Raw genomic sequence first — 25,716 nt, 5'->3', positions numbered from 1 at the left:
ACGCGGCAGTCATGAAGGGCCTCCTGGAAATCGAGATCAGCGGCCCTGTGGTCATGACGATAGCGGTGATTATCGGCGTCGGGCTTTTCCTGTTGCTGTTCCTCAGGCCGTCTTCGCGTTGGGTCATCACCGCGGTGGTTGGCATTGTGGTGACAGCAGCGCTGGGTTGGTTGACGGTCTGGATCGTGGAGGATGTCCTGGACGTCTTCCACGTGGGCCTGACACCCCGGGTGTGGTTCTGGGTGATCACAGGCTTCGCTGCACTTGGCCTGGCCGCGGTTAGTTTTCGCCACAGTCCCCGGTGGCGGAAGGCCGTGGCGGCGATATCGATTCCCGTGTTCCTCCTGGTCACTGCGCTGGGCGTCAACATGGAGTTCGGGCTCAACAGGACCCTGGGCTCAGCGCTGGGGATTTCCACTGAGGAAGCCATCCAACTGAGCAAGCCGGACCCGGATGCTCCTGTCCCTTCCGGGCCCCTCTGGCAGAACTGGAAACCGCCAACCAACATGCCAGCAAAAGGCGAAGTGGGAACGCAGGTCATTCCACCCACCGCCTCGGGTTTCAATGCCCGCCCTGCCGGGATCTACCTGCCGCCTGCTGCCCTGACGGAGAACCCACCCCGTTTGCCCTTGTTTGTCCTCATGATGGGCCAGCCGGGCCTGCCTGACCCCCAGTACGTTTCGGCCGCGTTGGACGAATTTGCTGCGAAGAACAATGGCTTGGCGCCCATCGCGATCGTGGCCGACCAGATCGGACCGGATCAGGACGACACTCTATGCCTGGATACGGCCAAGTACGGAAACGTGGAGAAGTACATCAACGTTGACGTGGTGAACTGGGCCAAGGCGAACCTGAACATCCTCCCGGACCGCGATCATTGGACCATCGCCGGATACTCCAACGGCGGGCAGTGCGCCATCTCCTTTGCGCTCAAATACCCGAAGATGTGGGGCAATGTGGTGGATATCTCCGGCGAGGAGTTTCCCGGGGCGGAGGACCCTGCAGGCAACCTTGCAGAGATCTTTGGCGGCAACCAGGCAGCCTATGACGCCCAGAAGCCCATCAACATCATGAAGGGCAAGCAATTTCCAGACACCACTGCCGTTTTCACCGTCGGCTCGGATGATGTGACCTATGTTGCAGCTGCGAAGGCTGTCTCGGCAGCTGCAAAAGCTTCCGGAATGACGGTGACCTATTACGAGGTGCCAAACGGCGGGCATGTAGGCATCGCATTGAACGCCGGCCTGACAAAGGGCTTTGAGGTGCTGTATCCGAGACTCGGCTTGTCCCCCTAGGCAGCCCTGTTGCCGGCCCGTCCCCGGCGATAAAGTTGAGATGTGCCACATTGGCAAGAGCTGCAGCCGCTTCCGGCACCTTGGCAGCGTCGGGATGAACGCATCCTGCCGCTGTGGTGGGACCGGCTGTGCTCCGTGACCAGTCCCCAGTCCGCTGCCCTCTATGCGGCAGGCCTTTTCACGGATGACCGGCGCCGGCCCATCGCCCAGTGGTACAACCCGGAAGCCGACGCCGCGTTGCTGGTTGCCCCCGAGACCTCACCTGAGTGGCCGGTCCAGCGCTTTGGAATCTTCTATGCACCGCCGGGTGGTGGGTTCACCCGCGTGTACTCCGCTCCCCACGAGTGGCATCCGCGCGAACCGCGGACACCCCCTACCGAACAGGAAGCCTTCCTGGCAGCCGTGGCCGAAGCCGCACGGTTCCTCCAGGTGGAGATGGATTTCGTGTAAAAAAGTGGACCCCGCACCAGTACGAAACCGGTGCGGGGTCCTTGCGCTCCTCCGACTGGACTTGAACCAGTAACCCTTCGATTAACAGTCGAATGCTCTGCCAATTGAGCTACGGAGGAATGAAGCGGTTATGACTTTAGCAAAGGTTTTAGGCGAATGCGAATCGGACGGAGATACCCCCTGGGGGTATAAAAAATACCCCCGTTCCGAAACTCCGGAACGGGGGTATTGTGCGCTCCTCCGACTGGACTTGAACCAGTAACCCTTCGATTAACAGTCGAATGCTCTGCCAATTGAGCTACGGAGGAATGAAGCGGTTACTAGCTTAACAGGGCCCCGCCGGAAAACGAAATCGAGCCTCCAGGCCGCTTCCGAGGGCCCTCGGCAGGGACCCTCAGGAGTCTGAACGCAGGGCTCGACGCTGCATTTCCAGCACCATCAGTTCGCGGTTCAGCCGCTGGAATTCCTCGGGAAATGCTGCTGCGTCAAGGCGCTGCAGCTGGCCCATCTTGTCCGCTTTAATGCGGGTGATCTGCAGTTCGAAAAGCCTCGCCAAAATGTCCCGGCAATACCGTTGCATGGCCTCCGGGGTACTGGCCGGCAAAGGAGTTACCGCCAACTCCGAAACCAAGGGCCGAAGAGGCTCCGGGACTTCCTGCCGGATGTGCTCCACCCATGCCACCGGATCAGCTGCGTGGGCCAGGCCTGTGGCACGCACAGCTGCATGCACCGCCGCATATGCAGGAGTGGCAAAATAGGACGCCTCAAAGCGCTCCCATGCCCCGTCGCCCAGGACTGAGGGCTCCTGGAGGACGACTTCCAGCGCTTGGCGCTCCATCCCTGCCACGGGGTCCCGCGGATCGGGACGATTGAAGACCTGACCGTTCGATGCCTGACCGTTCGACGATGCCGCCGTCGTCGTGGGTTGTTCCGCAGCACCGGACGGACTCGCGCCGGATGCCGCGCGCTTGGCTGCCGCCCCAACGTAGCGGCTGACTTCCTCAATCGGCATCCCCAACCAGCCAGCGAGTTCGCGTATGTAGGCGGGGCGGATGCCGGAGTCGCGGATTTGTGCCACAACGGGCGCCGCTTCCCGCAGCGCTGCGACCCGGCCTTCTACCGTGTCCAGGTTGTGCCTGCGGAGCGAGGCACGGATCGCGAACTCGAAGAGCGGCTTCCTGCTATCGATGAGTTCACGTACTGCGGCGTCGCCCTTGAGTTGACGAAGATCACACGGATCAGCGCCAGTGGGTTCCACCGCAACGTACGTTTGCGCGACGAACCGTTGGTCTTCCTCGAAGGCGCGGAGGGCGGCCTTCTGGCCGGCGGCGTCTCCGTCGAAGGTAAAGACAACCTCTCCCCCGGTGCCGTCGTCCGAAAGCAGGCGCCGGGCGATCTTGATGTGTTCGGTGCCGAACGCGGTGCCACAGGTGGCGACCGCCGTCGTGACTCCTGCAAGGTGGCAGGCCATGACGTCGGTGTACCCCTCAACCACCACCAGCTGCCGGTCCTTGGCGATGTTCCGTTTGGCGATGTCGATCCCGTAGAGGACCTGGGACTTTTTGTAGAGAGTGGTTTCAGGCGTGTTCAGGTACTTTGGACCCTGATCGTCCTCGTAGAGCTTCCGGGCGCCGAACCCGATGGTGTCGCCGGCGATGTCCCGGATGGGCCAAATGAGCCTGCCACGGAAGCGATCATAGATGCCCCGGTTTCCTTCCGAAAACATGCCCGTAAGTTTGAGTTCAGCATCGGTAAACCCGCGGCCACGCAGGTGCTTAAGAAGCGAGTCCCAGCCCTGGGGCGCATAGCCCACGCCGAAGTGCTCTGCTGCCGCACGGTCAAAGCCCCTCCCAGCGAGGAAGTTGCGGCCCTCGGCCGCTCCGGGGGTCAGCAGTTGGGCACGGAAGAACTCATCGGCGATCTTATGGGCATCCAGGAGACGCTGGCGCTTGCCCACTTCTTCGCGGCTTGGACCACTGCCACCGTCCTCGTACCGCAGCTCGTAGCCAATTCTGGCGGCCAGCTTTTCCACTGCCTCGTGGAAGGAGCTGTGGTCCATTTTCTGGACGAAGGAGATGGCATCCCCGTCTTCGCCGCAACCGAAGCAGTGATATCTGCCCACTTGGGGGCGCACAGTGAAGGATGGTGAGCGTTCATCGTGGAAGGGGCACAGGCCCTTGAAGCTGCCCAGGCCAGCACTCTTCAGGGTGACGTAACCGTCAACGACTTCCTTGATATCCGTGCGCTGGCGTACTTCGTCGATATCTTCACGTTTGATCAAGCCAGCCACGTGACCATCCTAGCCGCTCCGCCTTGACGGCCCTGTGCTACCAGAGCGACGGTGCTACCAGAGCGACGGCAGGCTCCCCACCAGGCGCTCGTACATGGCCAGCGCGGAACCATCCGTCAAAGACGCCACCTGGTCAATCACTACCCGCAGCCGGGCGCCATCATCGGCAGCGTCACGCCAGTCAGCAGCGAACATCGGCTCGAGGTGGCGGTCGCCCGTGGCATTCAGAACGCCCACCAGAGCGTGCAGGACTTCACGCTGGCGTTCGTAGACGGGCTGGCGGTGGTCCGTGGAAATGACGAATGTAGTGGCCAGGCCCTTCAGGACCGCGATTTCGGTCACGGTGTCCTCCGGGACCATGAGCTCGGCGCCATAGCGGGTCAGGTTGGCAGGGCCGAAATGGTCCCTGGTGGTTTCCATGGCGCTTTGGCAGAACCGGCCGATGAGCTGGCTGGTCATGTCTTTCAGCGCGGCCATGGATTTCCGGCTCCCGTCAGCCTCACGGACCCACACTTTGGTGGCTTCCAGCCGGGCAAGGGCAGCATCGATGTCAGCAGGATCGTTGTGTGGGAGGTACCACTGCTTGGTGTAGCCCACAACGCGGGCACGGTGGTCCGGATTCTCCATCCACTTCAGTTGGAAGTGGCCTGCGACGATTGCGTCTTCGACGTCATGGACCGAGTAGGAAATATCGTCCGCGAGGTCCATCACCTGGGCCTCAATGCAGGAGCGGTTACCCGGAGCGCCCTCACGCAGCCATTCGAACACGGGAAGATCGTCCTCATACGCGCCAAACTTGCTGGTGCGGTGGCCATGGATGACGGGGGCGTCGACGGCGGACCACGGGTACTTGGACGCAGCATCCAGGCTGGCGCGGGTCAGGTTGAGCCCGGCGGGCCTGCCGTCCTCGGCAAGGACTTTCGGTTCCAGGCGCGTCAACAACCTCAGCGTCTGCGCGTTGCCTTCGAAGCCGCCAATAGTATGTGCGACTTCGTTCAGTGCTGACTCACCATTGTGGCCGAAGGGTGGATGGCCAAGGTCATGGCTCAGGCATGCGGTATCCACAACGTCCGGGTCGCAGCCCAGTGAACGGCCAAGTTCGCGGCCTACCTGGGCAACCTCCAGGCTGTGCGTCAGCCTGGTGCGAACGAAATCGTCCGTGTCCGGAGCAACAACCTGCGTTTTCGCGCCCAGCCGCCGCAGGGCCGAGGAATGCAGGACCCGTGCCCGGTCACGTTCAAAATCGGAACGGTAGTTGGTTTTTCGCGGCTCTTCCACCCACCGCGCAGAATCCGCTTCGGTGTAGCCCGGAATTGCCTGCACGTAGTCGTGCGGCGTTCCGGTGCGTCCAAGCATCGCTTCGGTTCCCATGGGTATCTGCCTCCTTCAAGCGCCGTTGTATGGTGCCTCTTGAGCCAGTCTTACACGTGTGAAGCTAGCCTCCTGACACGTCCAGCTCTGCTGCGGAGATTTCGGCACTCTGTTCCGCGTTCAGCTGACGGCTCATGAGCCAATCCTTAGGCAGCGCAGGCTTCTTCGGTGATCCGGCACGGCCGCGCGGGCCCTCGGAATCGATGCCCGGATACGGCAAATCCATGTCCAGTTCATCAAGGAGTCCGCGCAGGACCTCGAGGGTGGGAACGGTGGCCAGCTTGGCGCGAAGCTCCCCGCCAACTACGTAACCCTTGAAGTACCAGGCCATGTGCTTACGGATTTCCCGCAGTGCCTTGTATTCATCGTTGCCGAAGGTCTCCACCATGAGCTCTGCGTGACGGTAGACGCCTTCGGCGACCTCCCGCAGCCCCGGACGGTGCCGCTGATCGCTGCCTTCGAACGCCGCCTGCAGGTCACCGAACAGCCACGGGCGTCCCTGGCAACCACGGCCTACCACCACGCCGTCCACACCGGTTTCCCGGACCATACGGACAGCGTCCTCTGCGGACCAGATGTCACCGTTTCCCAGCACCGGAATGTCAGGCAGCGCCTCACGAAGGCGGGCAATTGCGGACCAGTCAGCCTGGCCGGAATAGAACTGGGCGGCGGTACGGCCGTGAAGGGCGACGGCGGCCACTCCCGCATCGCGGGCGATCCGTCCGGCGTCGAGGTACGTCAGGTGGTCCTCGTCAATGCCCTTGCGCATCTTGATGGTGAGCGGGATGCCACCCTTGGAGGCTTCCTTCACCGCGGTCTGCACGATAGACGTGAACAGATCGATCTTCCATGGCAGCGCGGAACCACCACCGCGCCGGGTGACCTTGGGCACCGGGCAGCCGAAGTTGAGGTCAATGTGGTCAGCCCGGTCTTCTTCGACGAGCATGCGGACAGCCGCGCCGACCGTTACGGGGTCAACACCGTAGAGCTGCACGGAACGGACTTTCTCGTCCTCATCATGGGAGATGATGCGCAACGATTCCGGGGTCCGTTCCACCAGTGCACGCGAAGTAACCATCTCGGCCACGTACAGGCCACCACCGTATTCACGGCAGAGCCTGCGGAAGGCCGAGTTGGTGATGCCCGCCATGGGGGCAAGGATCACGGGAGTGTCCACGGTGATCCCACCGAGCTGCAAAGGCGGAAGCTCAAGCTTTGGGGCAGGGGGGGTTGCTACTACAGTCACCCATCCATTGTTGCAAATCAGGGCAAATCGACCCTTTGCCCTACGGAATCGGTTTTTCCCCGTCGCCCCGGCGCTCCGCCTCACGCTGGGCACGGCGGCTCCCCGGGCGGGCAGGCTTGCCGGCCGCGCGCGGAGACCGGCCGCCGTCGAGCGTTTCGGCCCTGCCGGAACCCACGACGGCGGCCGCAGCAGCGAGCGTACCGGTATCGTCCACGTCCTCCGGATTCACGGACAGTGCGGGCGCAGGGACGGCACCCTTCACGCCTGTGGCCTTGACCACCAGGACAGCTATCAGTGTGGTAACCGGGATGGCGAGCACCAGTCCGATGGAGCCGACCAATGTCCGGATGACTTCCTCGGACAACTCCGCACTGGTCAGGGCCTCGGCAAGTGGGCGGTCGTAAAGCATCACGATGATCAGGATCGGAAGGGCGGCACCAGCGTACGCGAAGGCAATCGTGTAAACCGTGGAGGCGATGTGGTCCCGGCCAATCCGCATGGCCGAGGAGAACAGCTTCCGGGCACTGGTGTTCGGGGCCAGTTCGTAAAGTTCCCACACAGCAGATGACTGGGTAATGGTGACGTCGTTGAGGACGCCGAGCCCGGAGATGATCAGGCCGCACAAGATGATGCCGGAGATTGAAATCTTGTCCGACATATTTATCAGCGTTGCAGCGTCATGGTCACCGACGCCTGCAAGGTTGGCAGCATCCGTGGCCCACGCCGCCAACAGCGCCGTAATGCCCAACCCGAAGATGGTTCCGAGCAGGGCCGTGGACGTCCTCGCCGAGAAACCATGGGCGAAGTACAGGACCCCGATCATGATCACCGTTGAACCCACCAAAGCCAGCATGAGTGGCGGCTTCCCCTCCACAAGCCCCGGCAGGATAAAGCTGACCAGCACGGCATAAGCGCCAACCAGTCCAAGGAGTGCCCGGAAGCCACGCCAGCGCGCCACAGCGATCACCACCACCGCATAGAGCACAGCCAGCAGGGCAATCGGCAGGCTCCGCACGAAATCCACAAAAACGTACGACGGCGAGCCGTTGGCCTGCGCCGCGCCTTGGACACCGGAAAGGTTCAGATAGCGGATCGAATCCCCCACATTCACGCCATGGGATTTAGCGACGTCGGGGTTGATCACCACCTTGACGGCTTCCCCGCCCTTGTCCGGCTGCGTGAAGGCGAAAGTGCAGTCGGATCCGCCGGACTGGCCTGGATCGGTTTGGCCTGCACCGGTTTGGCCGGTTTGTGTGCAGCTTTCCTGCACCACGCTCTGGATCTTTCCGGTATCGAAAGTCACCCCCGGGGCATCCTGGTAGGGACTCGCGAAGGAGATTCCCTCCCGGCTGCCCGAGGGCCACATGACCATCATGGCAATGACAGTGAGCACCCCAAGTGGAACCAGCACCGCAGCCAGGAGCCAGTTGGCGCGGTTCCGGGAGGCAATCGCCTGCGGGGTTGGCTCGGAACTTTCAGAATGACCGTGACCGTGGGAGTGTCCGTGACCCATCAGCTGCAAAACCTCATGGTTTCAAGCCTAGCCGGGTCACACGCAAACCCTTCCCTCAGGCTGGCTTGATGTTCTGGTTCACGTGGAAAAGGTTGCCGGGATCGTACTTGCTCTTGACCTGCACCAGACGATCCCAATTGGGGCCGTAATTGTCAGTGACCCGGTTCTGGTCTTCAGCGTCCATGAAGTTGATGTACCCGCCCAGCGCCGAGTGCGGTGCAAGGGCCGCCGCATAGCCTCGCGCCCAGGCGATGTTGGCTTCGTTATCCGTGGGTTCCATCCATTGGGCGGCAATGACGGGCGCAAACTTCATGTCACGGTGCGCAAAGGCTGTGTCATGGACGCCAACGCGTGAGACGGCGCCGTCGATGGGGTAGATGTGGACAGCCGTATTGACGCTGGTGACCGTCGCACCATGCTCAGCGTGAGCCTGGATGGCGCCATCACTGAGCTCGGGGAGGAAGTTCGCCTTCCAGTAGCCCTGCATTCCTTTCTGGTTGAGCGCATCGAAGGCAACGTTCAGGGCTGGGTACGGCATGGGAGCTACCAGTGAGCCCGCAACAGGGGCTGCGTCCAGGAAAGGCTGCCACCGCGCTTCGCCTTCTCCCAAATCCCCCGTCCACATCCCAACCACCACACAGACGGGCTTGCCGTGCCACTCTTCGGGTAGGAACGGGACTGGCGGGCCCTGGTGGAATCCCAGGAAAGCGCCGAACTCTTCGGGCGCGTTCGCGATGTAATCGCGGTAGAACCGGGCGACTGTGTCAGTATGTTCTGCGCCGTAGAGGATGACTCCGGCATGGACCATATCAACAGGATGGAGTTTGAACTCGAACGAGGTCACCACGCCGAAGTTGCCACCACCGCCCCGGAGCGCCCAGAACAGGTCCTCGTTCTGGTCCTCGCTGGCCACCAGGAACTTTCCATCAGCCGTGACCACATCGGCTGAAACGAGGTTGTCGCAGGAGAGACCGTACTTTCGGGCAAGGTAGCCTATTCCCCCGCCCAGGGTCAGTCCCGCAACTCCCGTGGATCCGACGATCCCGCCAGTGGTCGCCAATCCGAAGGCGTGCGTTGCGTGGTTGAAATCAGCCCACGTGGTTCCGCTTTCGGCCCGCGCAGTTGCGGTCTCCGGATCAACCCGCACCCCTGTACGGTTGACGAAGTCCAGCACCAGGGCGTCATCCGCTGTTCCAAATCCAGGAGCACTGTGTCCGCCGCCCCGAATGGCCAGGGGCATGGAATTCTCCCGTGCGAAGTTCACCCCCGCAATCACATCCGCAACTTGGGCCACCCGGACGATGCCCGCCGGACGTTTGTCGACCATGGCGTTAAAGACTGCCCGTGCCGAATCATATTCAGGGTCTTCGGGAGTGATGAGCTGTCCGCGCAGCTGATCCCGCAGCCCGTCCAAGGTCGTTCCGTTCATTGTTGTTACCGCCGATTCAGAGGAGACCGGAGCTGTTCCACAGACGCCGCTTCCCTCCGAGTGTGCCGGCGCGTGGCTTACGTCGCCTTCCTACTCCTGCGCCATGGCCGCGTCAAGGCTTTTCCACCACGAATGCGGGCTGAGCTTAAAGCGAGGATCCCGCCCTGCCCATCGGCGATGGGCAGGGCGGGATCCGGACATGCGAGTACGTGGTCAGTCGCTCACGATCAGTGTGTCAGCGCCACGAACGTGGGCCTTGCCCGACTCCAGCAAAGGTGCCAGAACGCTGCGCAGCGCCGTCATGGATTCGTCCACTTCCAACAGCACGGGGTGCTGGTACGCAATAAGCGCCAGAAGATCCCGTACGGCAGCTTCGGCGTCGTCGGCGGACAGCATGGGATCGTGACCCAGGAAGACATCCGAGGGCTCCTCGGAGTTCCCCTGGGCGTAGCTGATGGCGAAGGCCTGGATCTTACCTTTTCGGCTGGCCGGCACTCCCCCGCCAAAGGCGCTTGCCTTCGGAGCACGAAGCACAATGGCTCCGTGCGCCCCGGTGAGATCGTGCAGGAAGAGCCGCTGCACCGTAGCAATGCTGAGCTCGCCCGGGCTGTCCCAGTGGTGGACAGCTGAGTAGTAGCGGCCCACCACTTCGCTGAGTTCCACGGATCCGGTGGCGAGGTCCTCCACGCGCTCCGAGGCAGCTTCCTCGGAACCGTCGCCGAACCGCGGGAGCTTCAGCGGCTCAGGCTCCACTACTACCAACTGGGAACGCTGGATGGGTCCCAGGCCTGCGGCTTCGGCGAAAGCAGCCCCCGGGGTGCCCGGTTCAACCTTGCTGCGGAGCTTGGAAACGCCCGACGGCGAGTTCCCGGCTTCGCGGCGCAGCATGGTCAGCAGGGTGGCACCGACGCCGTTCCGGCGATGGTCCTTGGCAACCTCGATGTAAGCCCAGAGACGTTCCGGGTGCAGGGACGCTTCGTGAACCACGCCGGCCGCAACGGGGATGCGAACGCCGTCAACGACGTCTTCGGCAACGATGCAGCGGCGCCAAGGCTGGTTGCTCGAGGGCGCCAAAGCAGCACGGAACTGTTCTGCAGGGAGGGTCTCCGGGCCGCCCCAGATTTCCAGGAGGGCGAGGTCGTCGCCTTCCTTCCACTCGCGGTATTCCAAGGCCACGGTTAGGCGCCGATCAGTCGTGCTGCCAGGTAAGCCTCAACCTTGTCCAGGGACACGCGTTCCTGGCTCATGGTGTCGCGCTCACGGATGGTCACGGCCTGGTCTTCGAGGGTATCGAAGTCCACGGTGATGCAGAACGGAGTACCGATCTCGTCCTGGCGACGGTAACGGCGGCCGATGGCGCCGGCGTCGTCGAAGTCGATGTTCCAGTTCTTGCGCAGCTGGGTGCCCAGCGCCTTTGCCTTCGGGGACAGGTCCTCGTTGCGGCTCAGGGGCAGGACAGCTGCCTTGACCGGGGCAAGCCGCGGGTCCAGCTTCAGGACCGTACGGACGTCGACGCCGCCCTTGGCGTTGGGTGCCTCGTCTTCGGTGTAGGCGTCAATCAGGAACGCCATGAAGGAGCGGGTCAACCCGGCAGCGGGCTCGATCACGTATGGGGTGTAGCGCTCATTGGTGGCCTGGTTGAAGTAGCTCAGGTCCGTCCCGGATGCCTTGGCGTGCGTGGAGAGGTCGAAGTCCGTGCGGTTCGCGATGCCCTCGAGCTCGCCCCACTCGGAGCCTTGGAAACCGAAGCGGTACTCGATGTCCGTGGTGCCCTTGGAGTAGTGGCTCAGCTTCTCAAGCGGGTGCTCAAAGAAGCGGAGGTTTTCTTCACGGATGCCCAGGCTGGTGTACCAGGACATGCGCTCCTTCATCCAGTACTGGTGCCATTCCTCATCCGTGCCGGGCTCGACGAAGAATTCCATCTCCATCTGTTCGAACTCGCGGGTACGGAAGATGAAGTTGCCCGGCGTGATCTCGTTGCGGAAGGACTTGCCGATCTGGCCAATGCCGAACGGTGGCTTCTTCCGGGACGTGGTGAGGACATTGTTGAAGTTCACGAAGATGCCCTGGGCCGTTTCCGGACGCAGGTAGTGCATGCCCTCATCGTTGGCCACCGGGCCAAGGAAGGTCTTCAGGAGGCCGGAAAATTCCTGCGGCTCGGTCCACTGACCACGGGTGCCACAGTTGGCACAGGCAATGTCCTTCAAGCCGTTCTCGGCGGGGCGGCCCTTCTTTTCCGCGTACTCTTCCTCAAGGTGGTCGGCACGGTAGCGCTTGTGGCACGAGAGGCATTCCACCAGGGGGTCCGAGAACACCTCGACGTGGCCGGAGGCTTCCCAGACCTGGCGGGGCAGGATGACCGAGGAGTCCAGGCCTACGACGTCTTCGCGGCCGCGGACCATGCTCTGCCACCACTGGCGCTTGATGTTTTCCTTCAGTTCCGCACCCAGGGGTCCGTAATCCCACGCCGAACGGGAACCACCATAGATTTCACCGGCCTGGAAGACAAAGCCCCTCCGCTTGGAGAGGGAAATGACCTGGTCAAGGACGGATTTTGCTGCCATGGGTACTCCATTTGTTCTACAGGGCCGCTGGGTGCGGTCCGCGGTGGTTGCCCCGGATTCCGAACGAGGTTGTCCGGCGGGGTGGGCTGGGGAATTGGTGCGGATAATAACTGTGCAGAAAAGCTGCGTGTCCTAGCCTACCGGCCTTTGCCCGGGACCTTTCGTGCGAATGCTCCCCTGGGCCAGGGCAGCGTGGCCACGACGATCGCCGCGAGCGTCAATACCGTACCCAACACCGTGGGCAAGGCGACCACCGCACCGGGACTGGGGATCACGACGTCGAGCACTAAAGAACCCACCAGCTGCCCGGCGATCATGCCCAGACCGGTGACCAGCACGCCAAGGCTTCGGACCAGGAGCGCCGCAAGCCCAATGAAAAGGCAGCCCATGGGGCCGCCCAGGTAGAACCACCATTCACCCGGAAGCGGGTTGCCGGCGCCTGCCACGGAAAGCTTGATCAGCCAGGCAATCCAGAGGATGACGGCACCGGCGATGAAGTTGACCAGCGTGGCTGCGACAGGGGTCCCGTAGTGAACAGTGGCGGTTCCGTTCATGGCTTGCTGGAAACTCATGAGAAACCCTGCAGCCAGTGGCAACAGGACGGGCAGCACCAGGGAGGCGACGTCGGTATTGCCCCCGAACCGCGGGGAAACAGCCCAGGCAACGGCGGCTACCGTCAGCACACTGCCCAGGATCCGCACTCCGGTAATGGACCGTTTGCCGCCGGGACCTATTCCCATTCGGTCCACAAGGAGGCCGCTCAGGGTCTGCCCGGTGACCACCGCCACAGTGAACAGCGCAACCCCCAGCAGGACCACAGTGAATGTTTGCGCGATGACGAAGAGTGCACCGATCCCACCGGCCATGACGTAGAAGCGGGGAAAGCTACGGCTGCGGACCGCCGGGACGATGCGCCGAAGGCCTGCCCTGCCTTTGGGTGTGGCGAGGGAAATGGCCGCAATGAGGACGAGGCCTGTGGTGAAGCTCACCACGGCTGCGGCGATGCCATCGTCCAGCCGGGCCCCGAGAGCCCCGTTGATCCTTCCTTGAAGCGGAATGACCAGCCCAGTTGCTACTGCAACAGGGAGGCCAGCGGCGAGCGGAAGGGTGGAACGACGGGAAGACTGCGGCACTGACACCACACTACGTCAGGCATCATTGCTTTATGAGCAACCCGGAAATCGAAGAGGTCCCCATCCGCGACGACATGATCCGCCTCGGTCAGCTGCTGAAGCTGGCCAACCTGGTGGAGGACGGCGTGGAGGCCACCGAGCTCATTAAGAATGGCTTGGTGAAGGTCAACGACGAGATCGACGAACGCCGGGGCCGCCAGCTGCACGCCGGCGACACCGTCACCGTCAACGGCCAGACCGTAAGGATTATCTCCGCCTGAAGCAACGCGGGGTCACTTAAGGCCCATGGTGAGGCCATTTATGGGCCGTAAGTGACCCCGCGTTGCGTTAAGATGCGAGGACTTTGTGCGTCAGGAATTCGCCTACGTGGCCGATTTCCTGCTGATTAATGCCATGCCACATGCCTGTGTAGAGCACCTTGGTGAGGTCCACGTGCTTGCGCACCCACCCCATGGTGTATTCGATCTTGTCCGGAGTAATGACGGGGTCCTGCTGGTCGCGGCCCCAGAACATCGGCAAGGTGCCGTCCAGTTCGGCATCGCGGAAGGCGGGGTCATCGCCGGCGTCCACCACGAAACCCGAAAGCCCGACGACGGCAGCGAAGTCCGCGGGACGGTACCGGAGCATGGTGGTCGCCATGGCCATGCCCATGGAGAAGCCGAGCAGCGTCACTGAAGAATGATTGGCTTTGACCGTATCCAACCATTCAAGGGCATACTCGGCGGCAAGCTTTACTGCTTCCAGGGAATAGTCGATTGACGCAGTGAGCGGGAACCAGGTGAAGCCGGGGCCCATGGGCATCGGCGCGCGCAGGGAAGCCACCACAAACCCTTCGGGAAGCAGGCCCGCGAGGCTGAAGAGATCGTCCTCATTGGAGCCATAGCCGTGCAGCAGCACCAGAAGCGGCTTGCCCTCCCGTTCAGCTTCGTCATGGGACCACAGGACAACGGGCGCGGGGAATGCAACGGCTTCAGTCATGGGTCTATTCTTGCAGTTACTGATGAGTAACAACCTACGGTGGCGTAGGTTCGCAGATTCAAGGCAGGATGGAAAGCGTGAGTGACGTCAATTCATTGGTGAAGCCGGGCGAACCGGTTCAAACACACCCTTGGAGCCGTTACGTGGCACTGGGGGATTCGTTCACGGAAGGCATCGGCGATCCCGAGCCCCGGAACCCCGGCGGCTTCCGGGGATGGGCTGACCGTGTAGCGGAGGAACTGGGCCGCGGTCATGAGGATTTCGCTTATGCCAACCTTGCTATCCGTGGGCGGCTGCTGCAGCAGATCGTGGATGAACAAATTGGTCCTTGCCTGGAACTTCAGCCGGACCTTGTCTCGATTTCAGCGGGCGGCAATGACCTCATCCGGCCCGGTGGCGACCCGGACCTCTTGGCGGAGAAGCTGGATGCTGCTGTTCAGGAACTGGCCTCCGGTGGGGCGACTGTGGTGTTGTTCAACGGACCGGACACCGCGTCCTCGGTGTTGGGCCGCATCCGTGGCAAGGTGGCCATCTACAACGAAAACCTGAGGACTGTAGCTGCACGGCACGACGCCATCATCGCGGACATGTGGTCCCTGAGGCAGTTGGCCGATCCGCGGATGTGGGACGAAGACCGCCTGCACTTCTCACCTCTGGGACACCACACCATCGCGATGATGGTCCTTGAAGCGCTGAACGTCCAGCACACCCTTGAGCCCCTGGTGCCCAAGCCCCTGCCGGTCCGCACCTGGCGCGAGGCCCGATCCTCGGATCTGGTGTGGGCCCGCGAGTACTTTGTTCCGTGGGTTATCCGCAGGTTGCGGCATCGATCCTCCGGTGACGGCATTACCCCCAAACGCCCGACGCCGGGACCGGTCTTCGGCCCCAACGGCACCATGCTGCCGCGCGGCTGAGCTGATGGGACTGCGGCCGGGAGGATTCGATGCAGCCTAACAATGTTGTCCCCCTGCGCCTGCGCCGTCAGCAGCTGCGGGCTCCCTACGGCGAAAACGTTGATGATGTTCTGCGCAACCTCCTGGCGGTGCAGTCGCAGGAATTTCCGTATGCCAGGTGGAGCCTCGCCCAAAGGGCGGTCGGGAGCACTGCCGATGAGGTGGAGCAGGCGGTGGCTGACGGCAGGATCCTCCGGACGCATATCCTGCGGCCGACGTGGCATTTTGTGCACCGTGACGACCTCGGCTGGTTGATGGGTTTGTCTGCAGATCGCCTTCATCAAGGCAACAAGGGCATGTACCGGCAGGCGGGAGTTGATGAGCACGCAGCCGCCCGCAGTGGGCACATCCTTGCCGAAGCGGTGGCCGGTGGAGCCCACAAAACACGCGAAGAACTAGCCGGAATACTGGAAAAGGCGGGGCTCCCCGGCAAAGGCCTTGGCTTCGTTTACCACCTCATGCACGCCGAGATCAGCAAAATCCTGGTGAGCGGCAGCCCGGTCCGTTCTGCAGGGGGTGCACTGAAACAGACATACGCCTTGTTCGAGGAACGTGTGCCCGACGGCAATACGTCCCTGATGGAGGACGGCGACCGCGAATGGGCCTTGGGCCAGCTGGCCCTGCGGTACTTCAGCAGCCGGGGACCTGCCACCATCAAGGACTGTGCCGCGTGGTCCGGACTGACCATCAAGGATGTACGGCTTGGCTTGCAGGTAGCTGAAGAGTCCGTTCCGGGCGCCTTGGCAACCGTGGCGGTCGACGGCTTGGACTTCTACTTGCCAGCAGAAGATGTGGAGGCACTTGCAGCGACTCCCCCACCAGGTGACGATGGGCCAGGACTTCCCCGTGTCGATCTCATCCAGTGCTACGACGAGTACGTGATGGGCTATTCACAATCGAGGCACTACCTCGGCGGCAGGGCGCCCTATTTCCCCGAGGGCGATGCTCCAATTCACGTGGTGTTGCTCGATGGCAGGTTGACCGGATGGTGGCGCCACAGCTTCTCGGGTGGGATCTGCGAACTCGACATCAGAATGAACAGGCCACTCACAACAGCCGAACAACAAGCTTTGGAGGCAGAAGTGGAACGCTACGGGAGGTTCCTGGGCATGGAGACAAAGCTGGTGTGAAACTGCGGGACTAAGCTGGGTTAAGACCTAGGAGGCCTGCACCGTGAACAATCTGATCTTCTGGATCATCGTCTGCTCGTGGCTGATTCCCATGGGGATACGCATGTACAACAAGTCCCGGGCGCGGCGGCTCCAGGACCGCAATTTCCCGGGCCCGAATTATCCGGGCCCCGGCTATCCCCCGCAGAATCTTCCGGGACCGGGTTACCCGCAGCCGAATTATCCGGGCTATCCCACGCAGCCCACCACCATCCGCCCTGCCGATGCCCCACCGCCGCCAGGACCGGCGTCGAACGCTTCTTCACCTACGTTTCCGAGCCACCGCGGCTCTGAGCAGCAAGGCTTCCGCGCGCGCAAGCTGGCCGAACTGGACCTCAAGTTCAGCAACGGCGAAATTGCCATGGAGGATTACATGAAGCAGCGCGGCGACATCATGAACGGCTGAGCCGGCTTAGGCGAAGAAGGCCTCGCGAAGCTGCTTCGATAGTTGGCCGATTTCGGTCAGGAAGCCATCGTGGCCGATGGGGGCCTCGATCACGTGGACGGGCACATTGCCTGGCAGGTTTTGCGCCAGTTCCACTGACTGGGCCGGAAAATAGAGGCGGTCGGAATCGACGGCTGCCACAAAGAATTCAGCAGTGGCGGCAGCCAAGGCTTCCTTCAAGGTGCCCCGGCCCCGTCTGATGTCGTGGGACATCAGCGCCTCGGTGATGGCGATGTAACTGTTCGCATCGAACCGGCGCACCAGCTTGGTGCCTTGGTGGTCGAGGTAGCTTTCCACTTGGTAGCGGCCACGCTCCCCCAGGACCGCAGCGGCCAGGGGCGTCTCCTGGTGCTGGGCTTCCCGGCCGAAGCGGACATCAAGCTCCAGCGCTGACCGGTACGTGATGTGCGCTATCCGTCGGGCCAGGGCAAGGCCTGCCTCAGGAGTTGGTCCACCGTAGTAATCGCCGTTGTTGAAGTTCGGGTCCTGGCGGATGGCGAGCGTCTGCGACTGGGCGAAAGCAATTTGCTCGGCTGTGCTGTAGGCGCCCACAGAAATAACCGCGCACCGCTGAACACGCTCAGGGAAGGTGACCGCCCACTCAAGTGCCCGCGCCCCACCCATGGAACCGCCAAGGACTGCGTGCCATGCCTTGATCCCCAAGGCATCCGCGAGCCGGGCTTCAGCCACCGTGCTGTCGCGCAAGGTGATCAGTGGGAAGCGGGATCCCCAGGGCCGTCCGTCCGGCGCCTCTGACGATGGGCCCGTGCTGCCGTAACAGCCGCCGACAATGTTGATGGAGATAACGAAGAACCGGTTGGTGTCGATCGTCGCGCCGGGACCAACGAGTTGCTCCCACCAGCCTTCCTCATCAGTAGCACCGCGGGCCACATGCGTGCTGCCCGTCAGTGCGTGCTGAACCAGGACTGCGTTGGACGCATCCGCATTCAACTGCCCCCAGGTTTCGTAGGCAAGCACAACATCCGGGAGAAAACCGCCGGCTTCAAGTTCCAGTGAACCTACGCCGGCGTACTTGACCGTCCCGTCTTCTTTGCCCGGTTTGGGGGGTGCTGTAGCAGTAATGGTCATTCCTTTGACACCTAACCTCGCGCTTGCCTGCCGCCTTGCGTGCGACAGGCCAGGTCTTCACCCGGGGCACCCCACCGCGGAGGAGGGTTGCCGGCCAGCAAGCCGGGGCTGTCGCTGGCACTCATGACCTAATACGTAGAGTCTAGGAAAAATACCGCTGTCTTGGCGAAGAATGTGACAGCTGTGTGACGGTTTGGCGCCGCTTCGTTCAGGAACACGCACCGCGAAGGGCCGCCCGGCGAATTTTCGACGGCGGGCGGCCGCTCCCCCAGCAGCGCGATTAAGCGCCTTTGGCAGCCCGGAAACCGGCCTCAAGATCAGCAATAATGTCGTCCACGTGCTCTATTCCCACGGAGAGGCGGACAAGGCCTGGATTCACGCCCGCAACCAGCTGCTGTTCGACCGTGAGCTGGCTGTGGGTAGTCGACGCCGGGTGGATAACCAGCGAGCGGACGTCACCGATGTTGGCAACATGGGAGTGCAACTCCAGGCCGTCCACGAATCGCTTGCCGGCCTCGACGCCACCCTTGATGTTGAATGCCACCACTGCACCGGTACCCCTTGGCCCGTACTTACGGCCGCGGTCGTACCAAGGGCTGGACGGCAGGCCCGCAAAGGCAACCGATTCGACGTCGTCATGGGCTTCCAGCCATTCAGCCACTTTGGTGGCGTTCGAGACGTGACGCTCGACGCGCAGGCTCAGGGTTTCCAGGCCCTGGGCGATGAGGAAGGCGTTGAACGGGGAAACCGCCGAACCCAGATCGCGCAGCAACTGCACGCGCGCCTTGAGAATGTAGGAGAGGTTGGCTCCGAGCGCGCCATCCTTGCCAAGGTCCCGGGCGTAAACGAGTCCGTTGTAGCTGGGGTCCGGAGTATTGAATCCGGGGAAGCGCTCCGGGTCCTTGCCGAAATCAAAGTTTCCGGAGTCCACGATCACGCCGGCGATCGCCGCGCCGTGGCCGCCCAGATACTTGGTAGCCGAGTGCACCACGATGTCCGCACCCCACTCGATGGGACGGATGAGGTAGGGGGTTGAGAGCGTGTTATCCACGATGAGTGGCACGCCAGCCTCGTGCGCAGCGCGTGAAACACCCTCGATGTCCAGCACGTCCTGGCGCGGATTGGACACAACCTCGCCGAAGAACAGCTTGGTGTTGGGCTGCACGGCGTCCCGCCACTGGTCCAGGTTGTCCGGATCCTCCACGAACGTCACGGAGATGCCGAACTTCTTCAGAGTGTGCGCCAGCAGGTTGTAGGTGCCACCGTAGAGGCTGGGGCTCGCGACGACATGGTCTCCGGCCTCGGCAATGTTCAGGATAGCGAAGGTTTCCGCGGCCTGTCCTGAGCTAAGGAGCAACGCGCCCAGCCCGCCTTCGAGGCTGGCGATCCGCTGCTCCACGGCGTCTTGTGTTGGGTTGCCGATCCGCGTGTAGATCGGGGCGAGCTCGGCCAGTGCAAAGCGGTTGGCTGCGGACTCTGCGCTCGGGAAAACGAAGGACGTGGTCTGGTAGATCGGAAGCGACCGCGCCCCCGTGGCAGAGTCGGGCTCCTGCCCTGCGTGGATCTGGCGGGTTTCGAAAGACCATCCTTGGGACATTGGGTTCTCCTCTTCGTGGCGCGCGGGTTTGCCGTTGATCGCTGTAGGCGTGGGCTGGAGCCAGTCTAGGAAGCGTCCGGACACTTGGACAGCTTTGTGACGAAGGCAGTATTTTTCAGTCTTTACGCGACCCGGCGTGAAGCGTTCCGGCGGCGCACAATAACATCCCATGTTAGTAAGGCTTCCCTTAGCTGAGACCCCGATCACAAAGTGCCAAGATGAAGCCATGCGCATGGATCACGTCTCTTACGCTTGTGAACGAGATGGCCTTTTGGCCACCACCGAACGAATTTCCGCAGCTCTGGGAGTGGACGCAGTCCGGGGCGGAGTGCACCCGCGCTTCGGTACCCGGAACATGATCATTCCCTTGGCGGATAACAAATACCTGGAAGTCGTAGAGGTCCTGGACCACCCTGCTTCCGACAAGGCACCCTTTGGCCAGGCAGTCCGCGCACGCTCGGCGGCAGGCGGCGGTTGGATGGGCTGGTGCGTCGCCGTTGACGACCTCGCCCCCTTCGAGGAACGCCTCGGCCGGTCCGCAGTTCCGGGCAACCGCAAGTTCCCGGATGGCCGCGAACTCGTATGGCAGCAGATCGGCATTCTCGGCTTGATCGCCGATCCCCAGGTGCCTTACCTGCTCAAGTGGGAGGGCGATCCCTCACTGCACCCGTCCAAGGTCTATGAGAGTGACGTCAAGATGTCCAGCCTCACCATTGCAGGCTCGGCGGAACGCGTTACCGAATGGCTGGGCGAGCCCGTCGAGAAGCCGCTTGAGGACGTCGCTGTCCAGTGGATGGCCCCGCACGGTACGCCTGGCATCATGTCCGTCACTTTCGAAACCGCATCCGGCGCCGTCACCATCTGACGCACACCTTCCCTGGGGCCTGGTCCCCTCCAGTCCAGCATGTTGGGTCACAGGTCCAGTGTGTCCGGTCAAGCTTCGGCCGCCATCAGCGGGTGCCAACGACGTCACCCACCGATGGCGGCCGAATTTCTCTTTAACGGTGCCCTGGCTCCACGGCTGTCTAGCCCAGGCCTATCGCCTTGCCGAAGAGGCTGAAGCCAACGAACGCGACGATGTCCAGCAGCGCATGCGCAATGACCAAAGGCATCACCCGCTTCGTCTTGGTATAGATCCAGGCGAAGACCAAGCCCATGGCGAAGTTGCCGATGAACGGCCCGAAGCCTTGATACAAGTGGTAGCTGCCGCGAAGGGCCGCGCTCACGACAATGGCCAGCGGCGTGCTCCAACCGAATTTTCCGAAACGGTCCATGAGGTATCCCACGACGATCACTTCCTCAACGATCGCGTGGCGAATCGCGGAGAGAATCAACACAGGCACTGTCCACCAGTAAGCCTCCAGGCCGCTGGGCACAATGGCGGTGGTGATTCCCAGGGCACGGCCGGCCGCGTACAAGCCAAGTGACGGGATGCCAATGACTGCCGCGAGTCCCAATCCGTGCAAAAGGTCCTTGCCGGGGCGTGCGAAGTTGAACCCCAGCCGGGCAAAGCCACTTGCGCCTTCCCGCCCACCCTGGGCATGCGATGACAGGAAATAGAACACCAGGACCACCGGCACCAAAGCGAAGACAATGTCCAACAGTTGATACGTGAGGTCGAAGTACTCGCGGGTGCTTTGGGACCTGTTAAGAGTGGAGGTTGCCTCGGACAGCGGCGCCCGCGTCATCTTGTCCAGGAGCTGCACCACGGAATACACAGCTGATTGGCCCAAAGACAGGCCCAGTACGATGAGTACTTCGGCGCGCAGGCGGCGGCGGGAAGCAAGGAGCATGTACCTATCTTGCCTGCAGTTCCTGCCACTTTGCCGTGAACTGTGCACGTTCCCGCTCCATCCGTAGGCAGACCCTATGCTTGGTGGGATGAGTGCCCCAGGGAGAATCTTCATGATCCGGCACGGCCAGTCGGCCGCGAATGCCGACACGTCAATCTACAACCGTGTGCCGGACTACCGCATTCCGCTGACCGAACCCGGAATTGAACAGGCCCGGATAGCGGGCGAAGCCCTTCGGCGGAAGCTCGACGGCGAGCAGGTCTGTGTTTATGTCTCCCCCTATTTGCGGGCGTACCAGACTCTTGAGGCGTTGGACCTGGGACCGCTGATCGAGCGCGTCATCGAAGAACCCAGGCTCCGTGAGCAGGACTGGGCCAACTTTCAGATTGCCGGGGAGATCGAGGACCAGAAGGAGCTGCGCAACCTTTACGGCCACTTCTTCTACAGGTTCCGCGAGGGCGAGTCAGGCTCGGATGTCTACGACCGCGTGTCCTCGTTCATGGAGACCCTTTACCGCCATTGGGAAAAGCCGACGTATGCCCCAAATACCCTATTAGTCACTCATGGACTGACCATGAGGCTGTTCTGCATGCGCTGGTTCCACTGGACTGTTGAGTATTTCGAATCGCTGAACAACCCGGACAACGCCGAACTCCGAACGTTGGTAAGGACCGACGACGGCCAGTACAGCCTGGACAAACCGTTCAGCCAGTGGGTGCCAAGGGATGTTGACGATTCAGTGCTTCACGCGCCGAGAATGCGTTTCTAGCGGAAACGGCTGGTTACGGGACCGGTTGGTTGCAGGACCGGTTAGTTGGCAGGTGCGACGATAACTTCCGTGCCCTTGGCTTCAAACGCGGCCTTATCTTCAGCGCTGATCCCGGCGTCCGTGATGAGGTGCCGGAAGTCATACCCTGCCATGGCCGCAAAGGAGCGGCGACCTACTTTCGAGGAGTCAGCCACCACGTAGGATTCAGTGGCCCGGCGCGCCATGACGGTATTCACCATGGCCTCGCCTTCATCGGTGATCGTGGGGCCGAGGTCCGGGTCAACACCGTTGACCCCAATGAACGCAATGTCCAGGGCAACCTTCTGCATGATCACGTCGGTGTAGGGCCCCACGAGCTCGTAGGAACGCGGATTCAGGATGCCTCCGGTAACCATGATCTTGATGTTCGGACGAACGGCGAGCTGCGAGGCAATGTTGATCGCGTTGGTCACCACCGTGAGGGTTGGCCTGTTGGACGGTGCGTTGAGGTCCTCACGGGTGGACAACAGCTGCGCCAGCGCCGTGTTGGTGGTTCCCCCGCTCAAGCCGATCACGGCTCCGGGGCGGATCAGGGCCGATGCCGCCTGGGCGATCTCCTGCTTGGCCAGGGCGTGGTCGTCACGGTTATAACGGCCCGGGAGATCGTATGCAACGGATCCGGTGGTGGCGCCACCGCGGGTACGGCTCAGCAGGCGCTGTTTCGCAAGGCTGTCCAGGTCCCGGCGTGCCGTGGCCGGTGACACGCCAAGCCGCGTCACGATGTCCTCGACTTCCACATGGCCGGATTCGGCCAGGAGGTCAAGGATGGCAGTCAGCCGATCGGTGCGGGTCATGACGAGCCTTTCGCGGGGTCTGGCTATTTCGCTTTGGCGAACAGCGTGAGCATACGTGCGGATTCCAGCGCCAGTGCGTCCCGGCCGGCCTTGATGTACTTCCGGGAATCCACCACTGCGGGGTTGGCATCGAGGTACTCACGGACGGCACGGGTGAAGAACCCGTTCAAATGTGTGGATACGTTGATCTTAGTCATACCTGCCCCGATTGCGGCTACGAGCATGTCGTCTGTGACGCCTGAAGAGCCGTGCAGGACCAGTGGTTTTCCGACAGCAGACTTCAGCCGCGTGATCAAGTGCAGGTCCAATGCGGCGCTGCGTTCGGTCATGGCGTGGGAGGATCCAACGGCGACGGCGAGCGCATCTACACCCGTTGCTTCAACAAACGCCTGCGCCTCCGCGGGGTCGGTACGGACACCGGGTGCATGGGCGCCGTCCTTGCCTCCCACTTTGCCGAGTTCGGCCTCCACGTAAACGCCTCGCTCGTGGGCGTAGCGGGCTACCCGTTGTGTGACTTCGACGTTCCATTCGTAGGGCAAGTGCGCGCCGTCGAACATCACGGAGCCAAAGCCCAGGTCCACGGCCGCGATGGCGAGGTCCTCGGATTCGGCATGGTCCAGGTGAACGGCGACGGGCACTGATGCTTCGCGGGCGATCGCCAAAGCCGCCACCGCGATCGGTTCCAGTCCGCCGTGGTATTTGGCGCAGTTTTCCGAAATCTGCAGGATCAGTGGAACTCCCGCTGTCTCGGCGCCCGCCACCAGTCCCTCCGCTGTTTCCACATGGATGACGTTGAACGCGCCTTGGCCCGTGCCGTTGGCCGCGGCCTTGTCCATCAATTCCCGCGTGCTGACAAGGGTCACCGGGTCTCCTTCCATGTCACGATGAGTTGTTCTTCAAGTTCCTGGCACCTGGGCGAAATCTCGCCTGCTGCAGGCATGAGCACCGCCGCGGCGGACCAGGCTGTGGCCCGGCGCAGAATCTCGCGGGGTTCCGTAATGCCTTCGGCGAGGGCGACGGCGGCAGCCGCCACACCGGCGTCGCCCGCCCCTGTGGGGTTGCCGCTTAGGGGCCCGGGGAGGCGGGCACTCCAGTACCCGCCGGGCGCTGCGTGGTCGAAGGCGAGCATTCCGTCCGCACCGGCGCTGACGAGGACCGTCCGGGCGCCCATGGCAATCAGCGAGAGTGCGGCGGCTTCCACACCCGGCTCCCCCGTGGCTTCCGCGAGCTCGTGGTGATTGGGTTTCAGGACATCGGCACCCGCCTGGGCTGCGGTGATGATTCCGGGTCCAGAGGTGTCAATGATGGCCGGGATGCCGGCGTCGTGTGCCAGCTTCACCAGGGACGGGTAGAAATCGGCGGGTGCATCCGGTGGCAGGCTGCCGGACCCCACCAGCACAGCGGCCGGACCTTCTCCGTCATCGCCGTGCAGGGCTTTAACGACGGCGGCGGTCAGCGAGCGCCAATCGTCCGGCAGGAGTGCCTGGCCCTCCTCGTTGAAGATGGAGGTTTCGCCGGCGAGGGTGTCCACGAGCGCGATGCTGCGGCGTGTCTCGGCGGCGACAGACACCAGCGCATGCGGCACCCCGCTCGTCCAAAGTTCAGCGGCCAGGGTCTGGCCCGCGGCTCCTCCGGTAGGAGCGATGGCCAGCACGGGATGGCCTACTTGGTGAACCACCCTGGCAACGTTGAGCCCTTTACCCCCGGCACGGCTGATGGGTGTGGGAACCCTGTGGCTGGCGCCTTCGGTGATTCCGTGGACTGTGTAGGTCATGTCGATGGCCGGATTGGGGGTCACGGTGACAATCCGGGTTGCGGCATTTGGGGACGTGCCGTTGCGGGCCGCGTCCGGAGCGGTCATCGCGCACCATCCAGGAGCGCTCGTGCGTTCAATGCCGCTCCAAGGAGTCCGGCGTCCTGGCCAAGCTGGGCCTGGATGAGGCGTGGGCGTCGTTGGAAGTCCAGGATTTGGTCAACCCGGGCACGGAGCGGTTCGAGAAGGTCCTCGCCTGCTTCGGCCAGGCCTCCCCCAATCACTACCGCTTCTGTGCCGATGATGTTCACGCACTGGCAGATCGTGAAGGCCAGGGCGTCCACGGCATCTGCCCACACACGGGCAGCTACGGCATCTCCCTTCTGGGACCGGAGCAGGACGTCGCGGGCACCGTCCACGGCATTCCCCGACTTCCTGCTGTACCGTTTGGCGATGGCGCCTGCCGAACCCACGGCCTCGAGGATGGTGGCCCCTGTTGCGTCAGTTCCGGCGTCGGGGTCCGGTACCTGGGCGTGGCCGAGTTCGCCGGCGAAACCACCGGCGGTGACGGCCACACCACCGGAGAAGACTGCGGCGGCGATTCCTGTGCCCACCACCATGACCACGACGTCGTTGAACTCCTTGGATCCGCCGAAAGCGTGTTCCACGGCAGCGGCGGAGCGGACATCGTGATCGAACGCCACGGGAAGCCCCAGCCTCTTCTCGGCCTCAGCAGTGAACGGGAAGTTACGCCACCCGAGGTTCGCGGAGTAGATCCCGATTCCTCCCACGGAATCCACGATGCCAGGGACGATGACGCCCGCTGCTTTGGCCGGGATGTGCGGAAACTCGGATGCGAGCTCATCAGCGAGCCCTGCGAGCCTGTCCAGCACCGCTTCCCCTGGGTGCGCTGGATCCAGGGGCGTGGGTACCCGGCGCATGCCCAGGACGTTTCCGAAGGCATCCACGAGTCCGGCCTTGACGTCTGTACCACCAACGTCGAAGGCCAGGACCGCTGATTCTGCCTGCCCAAGAACCATGACGGG

24 protein-coding genes, 2 tRNA genes and 1 riboswitch are annotated in these 25,716 nt (G+C 62.7%); of the genes, 8 read left to right on the top strand and 18 right to left on the bottom strand.

The window, feature by feature from the left end; all coding sequences use genetic code 11:
* Window positions 1–11 precede the first annotated feature (11 nt).
* The gene (locus tag LDN82_RS07625; RefSeq protein ID WP_224166937.1) at window positions 12–1,295 is read left to right on the top strand and encodes an alpha/beta hydrolase-fold protein; all 1,284 of its coding nucleotides are present in this window, start codon (window positions 12–14) and stop codon (window positions 1,293–1,295) included.
* Window positions 1,296–1,337: 42 nt separating this feature from the next.
* Window positions 1,338–1,745 carry a hypothetical protein gene (locus LDN82_RS07620; RefSeq protein ID WP_224166936.1) on the top strand — a complete coding sequence of 136 codons (408 nt, stop codon included), beginning with the start codon at window positions 1,338–1,340 and terminating at the stop codon, window positions 1,743–1,745.
* A 46-nt stretch (window positions 1,746–1,791) separates the two neighbouring features.
* Here LDN82_RS07620 and LDN82_RS07615 read toward each other — a convergent pair.
* The 10 genes from LDN82_RS07615 to LDN82_RS07570 all read right to left on the bottom strand — a co-directional run bounded on the left by LDN82_RS07615 (window position 1,792) and on the right by LDN82_RS07570 (window position 13,300).
* Window positions 1,792–1,864: transfer RNA gene (locus LDN82_RS07615), tRNA-Asn, on the bottom strand.
* A gap of 116 nt (window positions 1,865–1,980) precedes the next feature.
* A tRNA-Asn gene (locus LDN82_RS07610) sits at window positions 1,981–2,053 on the bottom strand.
* An 86-nt stretch (window positions 2,054–2,139) separates the two neighbouring features.
* Window positions 2,140–4,035 carry a DNA primase gene (gene dnaG, locus LDN82_RS07605; protein ID WP_224166935.1) on the bottom strand — a complete coding sequence of 632 codons (1,896 nt, stop codon included), beginning with the start codon at window positions 4,033–4,035 and terminating at the stop codon, window positions 2,140–2,142.
* Between the two features lie 54 nt (window positions 4,036–4,089).
* Complete coding sequence (locus LDN82_RS07600; protein WP_224092138.1) at window positions 4,090–5,406, bottom strand: deoxyguanosinetriphosphate triphosphohydrolase; 1,317 nt, start codon at window positions 5,404–5,406, stop codon at window positions 4,090–4,092.
* Between the two features lie 64 nt (window positions 5,407–5,470).
* Window positions 5,471–6,652: a tRNA dihydrouridine synthase DusB gene (gene dusB, locus LDN82_RS07595; RefSeq protein WP_224166934.1), complete on the bottom strand. Its 1,182-nt coding sequence runs from the start codon at window positions 6,650–6,652 to the stop codon at window positions 5,471–5,473.
* Window positions 6,653–6,692: 40 nt separating this feature from the next.
* Window positions 6,693–8,165, bottom strand: a complete 1,473-nt coding sequence (locus tag LDN82_RS07590) for a YibE/F family protein (RefSeq protein ID WP_224166933.1) — start codon at window positions 8,163–8,165, stop codon at window positions 6,693–6,695.
* A 55-nt stretch (window positions 8,166–8,220) separates the two neighbouring features.
* Window positions 8,221–9,594: an FAD-binding oxidoreductase gene (locus LDN82_RS07585; protein WP_224166932.1), complete on the bottom strand. Its 1,374-nt coding sequence runs from the start codon at window positions 9,592–9,594 to the stop codon at window positions 8,221–8,223.
* 213 nt (window positions 9,595–9,807) lie between these two features.
* Window positions 9,808–10,770 carry a GNAT family N-acetyltransferase gene (locus LDN82_RS07580; protein WP_224166931.1) on the bottom strand — a complete coding sequence of 321 codons (963 nt, stop codon included), beginning with the start codon at window positions 10,768–10,770 and terminating at the stop codon, window positions 9,808–9,810.
* A gap of 2 nt (window positions 10,771–10,772) precedes the next feature.
* Complete coding sequence (locus LDN82_RS07575) at window positions 10,773–12,158, bottom strand: glycine--tRNA ligase (RefSeq protein WP_224166930.1); 1,386 nt, start codon at window positions 12,156–12,158, stop codon at window positions 10,773–10,775.
* 137 nt (window positions 12,159–12,295) lie between these two features.
* The gene (locus LDN82_RS07570; RefSeq protein WP_224166929.1) at window positions 12,296–13,300 is read right to left on the bottom strand and encodes a DMT family transporter; all 1,005 of its coding nucleotides are present in this window, start codon (window positions 13,298–13,300) and stop codon (window positions 12,296–12,298) included.
* A 23-nt stretch (window positions 13,301–13,323) separates the two neighbouring features.
* Here LDN82_RS07570 and LDN82_RS07565 point away from each other — a divergent pair, with 23 nt between their 5' ends.
* Window positions 13,324–13,551, top strand: coding sequence for an RNA-binding S4 domain-containing protein (locus LDN82_RS07565; RefSeq protein WP_224092129.1), 228 nt, complete (start codon window positions 13,324–13,326; stop codon window positions 13,549–13,551).
* A gap of 67 nt (window positions 13,552–13,618) precedes the next feature.
* Here the strand turns inward: LDN82_RS07565 and LDN82_RS07560 are convergent, their stop codons facing one another.
* A complete protein-coding gene (locus LDN82_RS07560) occupies window positions 13,619–14,269 on the bottom strand; it encodes a phospholipase (protein ID WP_224166928.1) in 651 nt (216 codons plus the stop codon).
* Window positions 14,270–14,337: 68 nt separating this feature from the next.
* Here LDN82_RS07560 and LDN82_RS07555 point away from each other — a divergent pair, with 68 nt between their 5' ends.
* Genes LDN82_RS07555 through LDN82_RS07545 form a run of 3 tightly spaced genes read left to right on the top strand, consistent with a single transcriptional unit; the run spans window position 14,338 to window position 16,797 of the window.
* Window positions 14,338–15,183 (top strand): SGNH/GDSL hydrolase family protein, encoded by an 846-nt coding sequence (locus LDN82_RS07555; protein ID WP_224092127.1) that lies wholly within the window; start codon window positions 14,338–14,340, stop codon window positions 15,181–15,183.
* Between the two features lie 29 nt (window positions 15,184–15,212).
* On the top strand, window positions 15,213–16,352 hold the full coding sequence (locus LDN82_RS07550) for a winged helix DNA-binding domain-containing protein (protein ID WP_224092125.1): 1,140 nt from the start codon (window positions 15,213–15,215) through the stop codon (window positions 16,350–16,352).
* Between the two features lie 43 nt (window positions 16,353–16,395).
* Window positions 16,396–16,797, top strand: coding sequence for a hypothetical protein (locus LDN82_RS07545; RefSeq protein WP_224092123.1), 402 nt, complete (start codon window positions 16,396–16,398; stop codon window positions 16,795–16,797).
* Between the two features lie 6 nt (window positions 16,798–16,803).
* On the opposite strand, the gene LDN82_RS07540 is transcribed toward LDN82_RS07545, so the two are convergent.
* Both LDN82_RS07540 and LDN82_RS07535 read right to left on the bottom strand, forming a co-directional pair.
* On the bottom strand, window positions 16,804–17,925 hold the full coding sequence (locus LDN82_RS07540) for a homoserine O-acetyltransferase (protein WP_224092107.1): 1,122 nt from the start codon (window positions 17,923–17,925) through the stop codon (window positions 16,804–16,806).
* A 14-nt stretch (window positions 17,926–17,939) separates the two neighbouring features.
* Window positions 17,940–18,054, bottom strand: a riboswitch (SAM riboswitch).
* Window positions 18,055–18,205: 151 nt separating this feature from the next.
* A complete protein-coding gene (locus LDN82_RS07535; protein ID WP_224167492.1) occupies window positions 18,206–19,561 on the bottom strand; it encodes a bifunctional o-acetylhomoserine/o-acetylserine sulfhydrylase in 1,356 nt (451 codons plus the stop codon).
* A gap of 187 nt (window positions 19,562–19,748) precedes the next feature.
* Between LDN82_RS07535 and LDN82_RS07530 the strand changes: the two genes are divergently transcribed.
* Entirely contained in the window at window positions 19,749–20,387 is a 639-nt protein-coding gene (locus LDN82_RS07530) for a VOC family protein (RefSeq protein WP_216925364.1), read from the top strand.
* A 160-nt stretch (window positions 20,388–20,547) separates the two neighbouring features.
* Here the strand turns inward: LDN82_RS07530 and LDN82_RS07525 are convergent, their stop codons facing one another.
* Window positions 20,548–21,315, bottom strand: coding sequence for a type II CAAX endopeptidase family protein (locus tag LDN82_RS07525; protein WP_224166927.1), 768 nt, complete (start codon window positions 21,313–21,315; stop codon window positions 20,548–20,550).
* 112 nt (window positions 21,316–21,427) lie between these two features.
* Between LDN82_RS07525 and LDN82_RS07520 the strand changes: the two genes are divergently transcribed.
* The gene (locus LDN82_RS07520; RefSeq protein ID WP_224166926.1) at window positions 21,428–22,084 is read left to right on the top strand and encodes a histidine phosphatase family protein; all 657 of its coding nucleotides are present in this window, start codon (window positions 21,428–21,430) and stop codon (window positions 22,082–22,084) included.
* Window positions 22,085–22,125: 41 nt separating this feature from the next.
* Here LDN82_RS07520 and LDN82_RS07515 read toward each other — a convergent pair whose 3' ends face one another.
* Genes LDN82_RS07515 through LDN82_RS07500 form a run of 4 tightly spaced genes read right to left on the bottom strand, consistent with a single transcriptional unit; the run spans window position 22,126 to window position 25,710 of the window.
* A complete protein-coding gene (locus LDN82_RS07515; protein WP_224092101.1) occupies window positions 22,126–22,917 on the bottom strand; it encodes a DeoR/GlpR family DNA-binding transcription regulator in 792 nt (263 codons plus the stop codon).
* 23 nt (window positions 22,918–22,940) lie between these two features.
* A complete protein-coding gene (locus LDN82_RS07510) occupies window positions 22,941–23,795 on the bottom strand; it encodes a class II fructose-bisphosphate aldolase (RefSeq protein WP_224166925.1) in 855 nt (284 codons plus the stop codon).
* Window positions 23,777–24,778, bottom strand: coding sequence for a hexose kinase (locus LDN82_RS07505; RefSeq protein WP_224166924.1), 1,002 nt, complete (start codon window positions 24,776–24,778; stop codon window positions 23,777–23,779). The genes LDN82_RS07510 and LDN82_RS07505 overlap by 19 nt, the downstream gene beginning before the upstream one ends.
* Complete coding sequence (locus LDN82_RS07500; RefSeq protein WP_224166923.1) at window positions 24,775–25,710, bottom strand: ROK family protein; 936 nt, start codon at window positions 25,708–25,710, stop codon at window positions 24,775–24,777. The genes LDN82_RS07505 and LDN82_RS07500 overlap by 4 nt, the downstream gene beginning before the upstream one ends.
* Between the last annotated feature and the right edge of the window lie 6 nt (window positions 25,711–25,716).

The organism is Arthrobacter sp. StoSoilA2 (assembly GCF_019977195.1).
Classification (GTDB): Bacteria; Actinomycetota; Actinomycetes; order Actinomycetales; family Micrococcaceae; genus Arthrobacter.
Note: the sequence above shows the minus strand (reverse complement) of the source record. Positions and strands in the feature narration are given on the sequence as shown.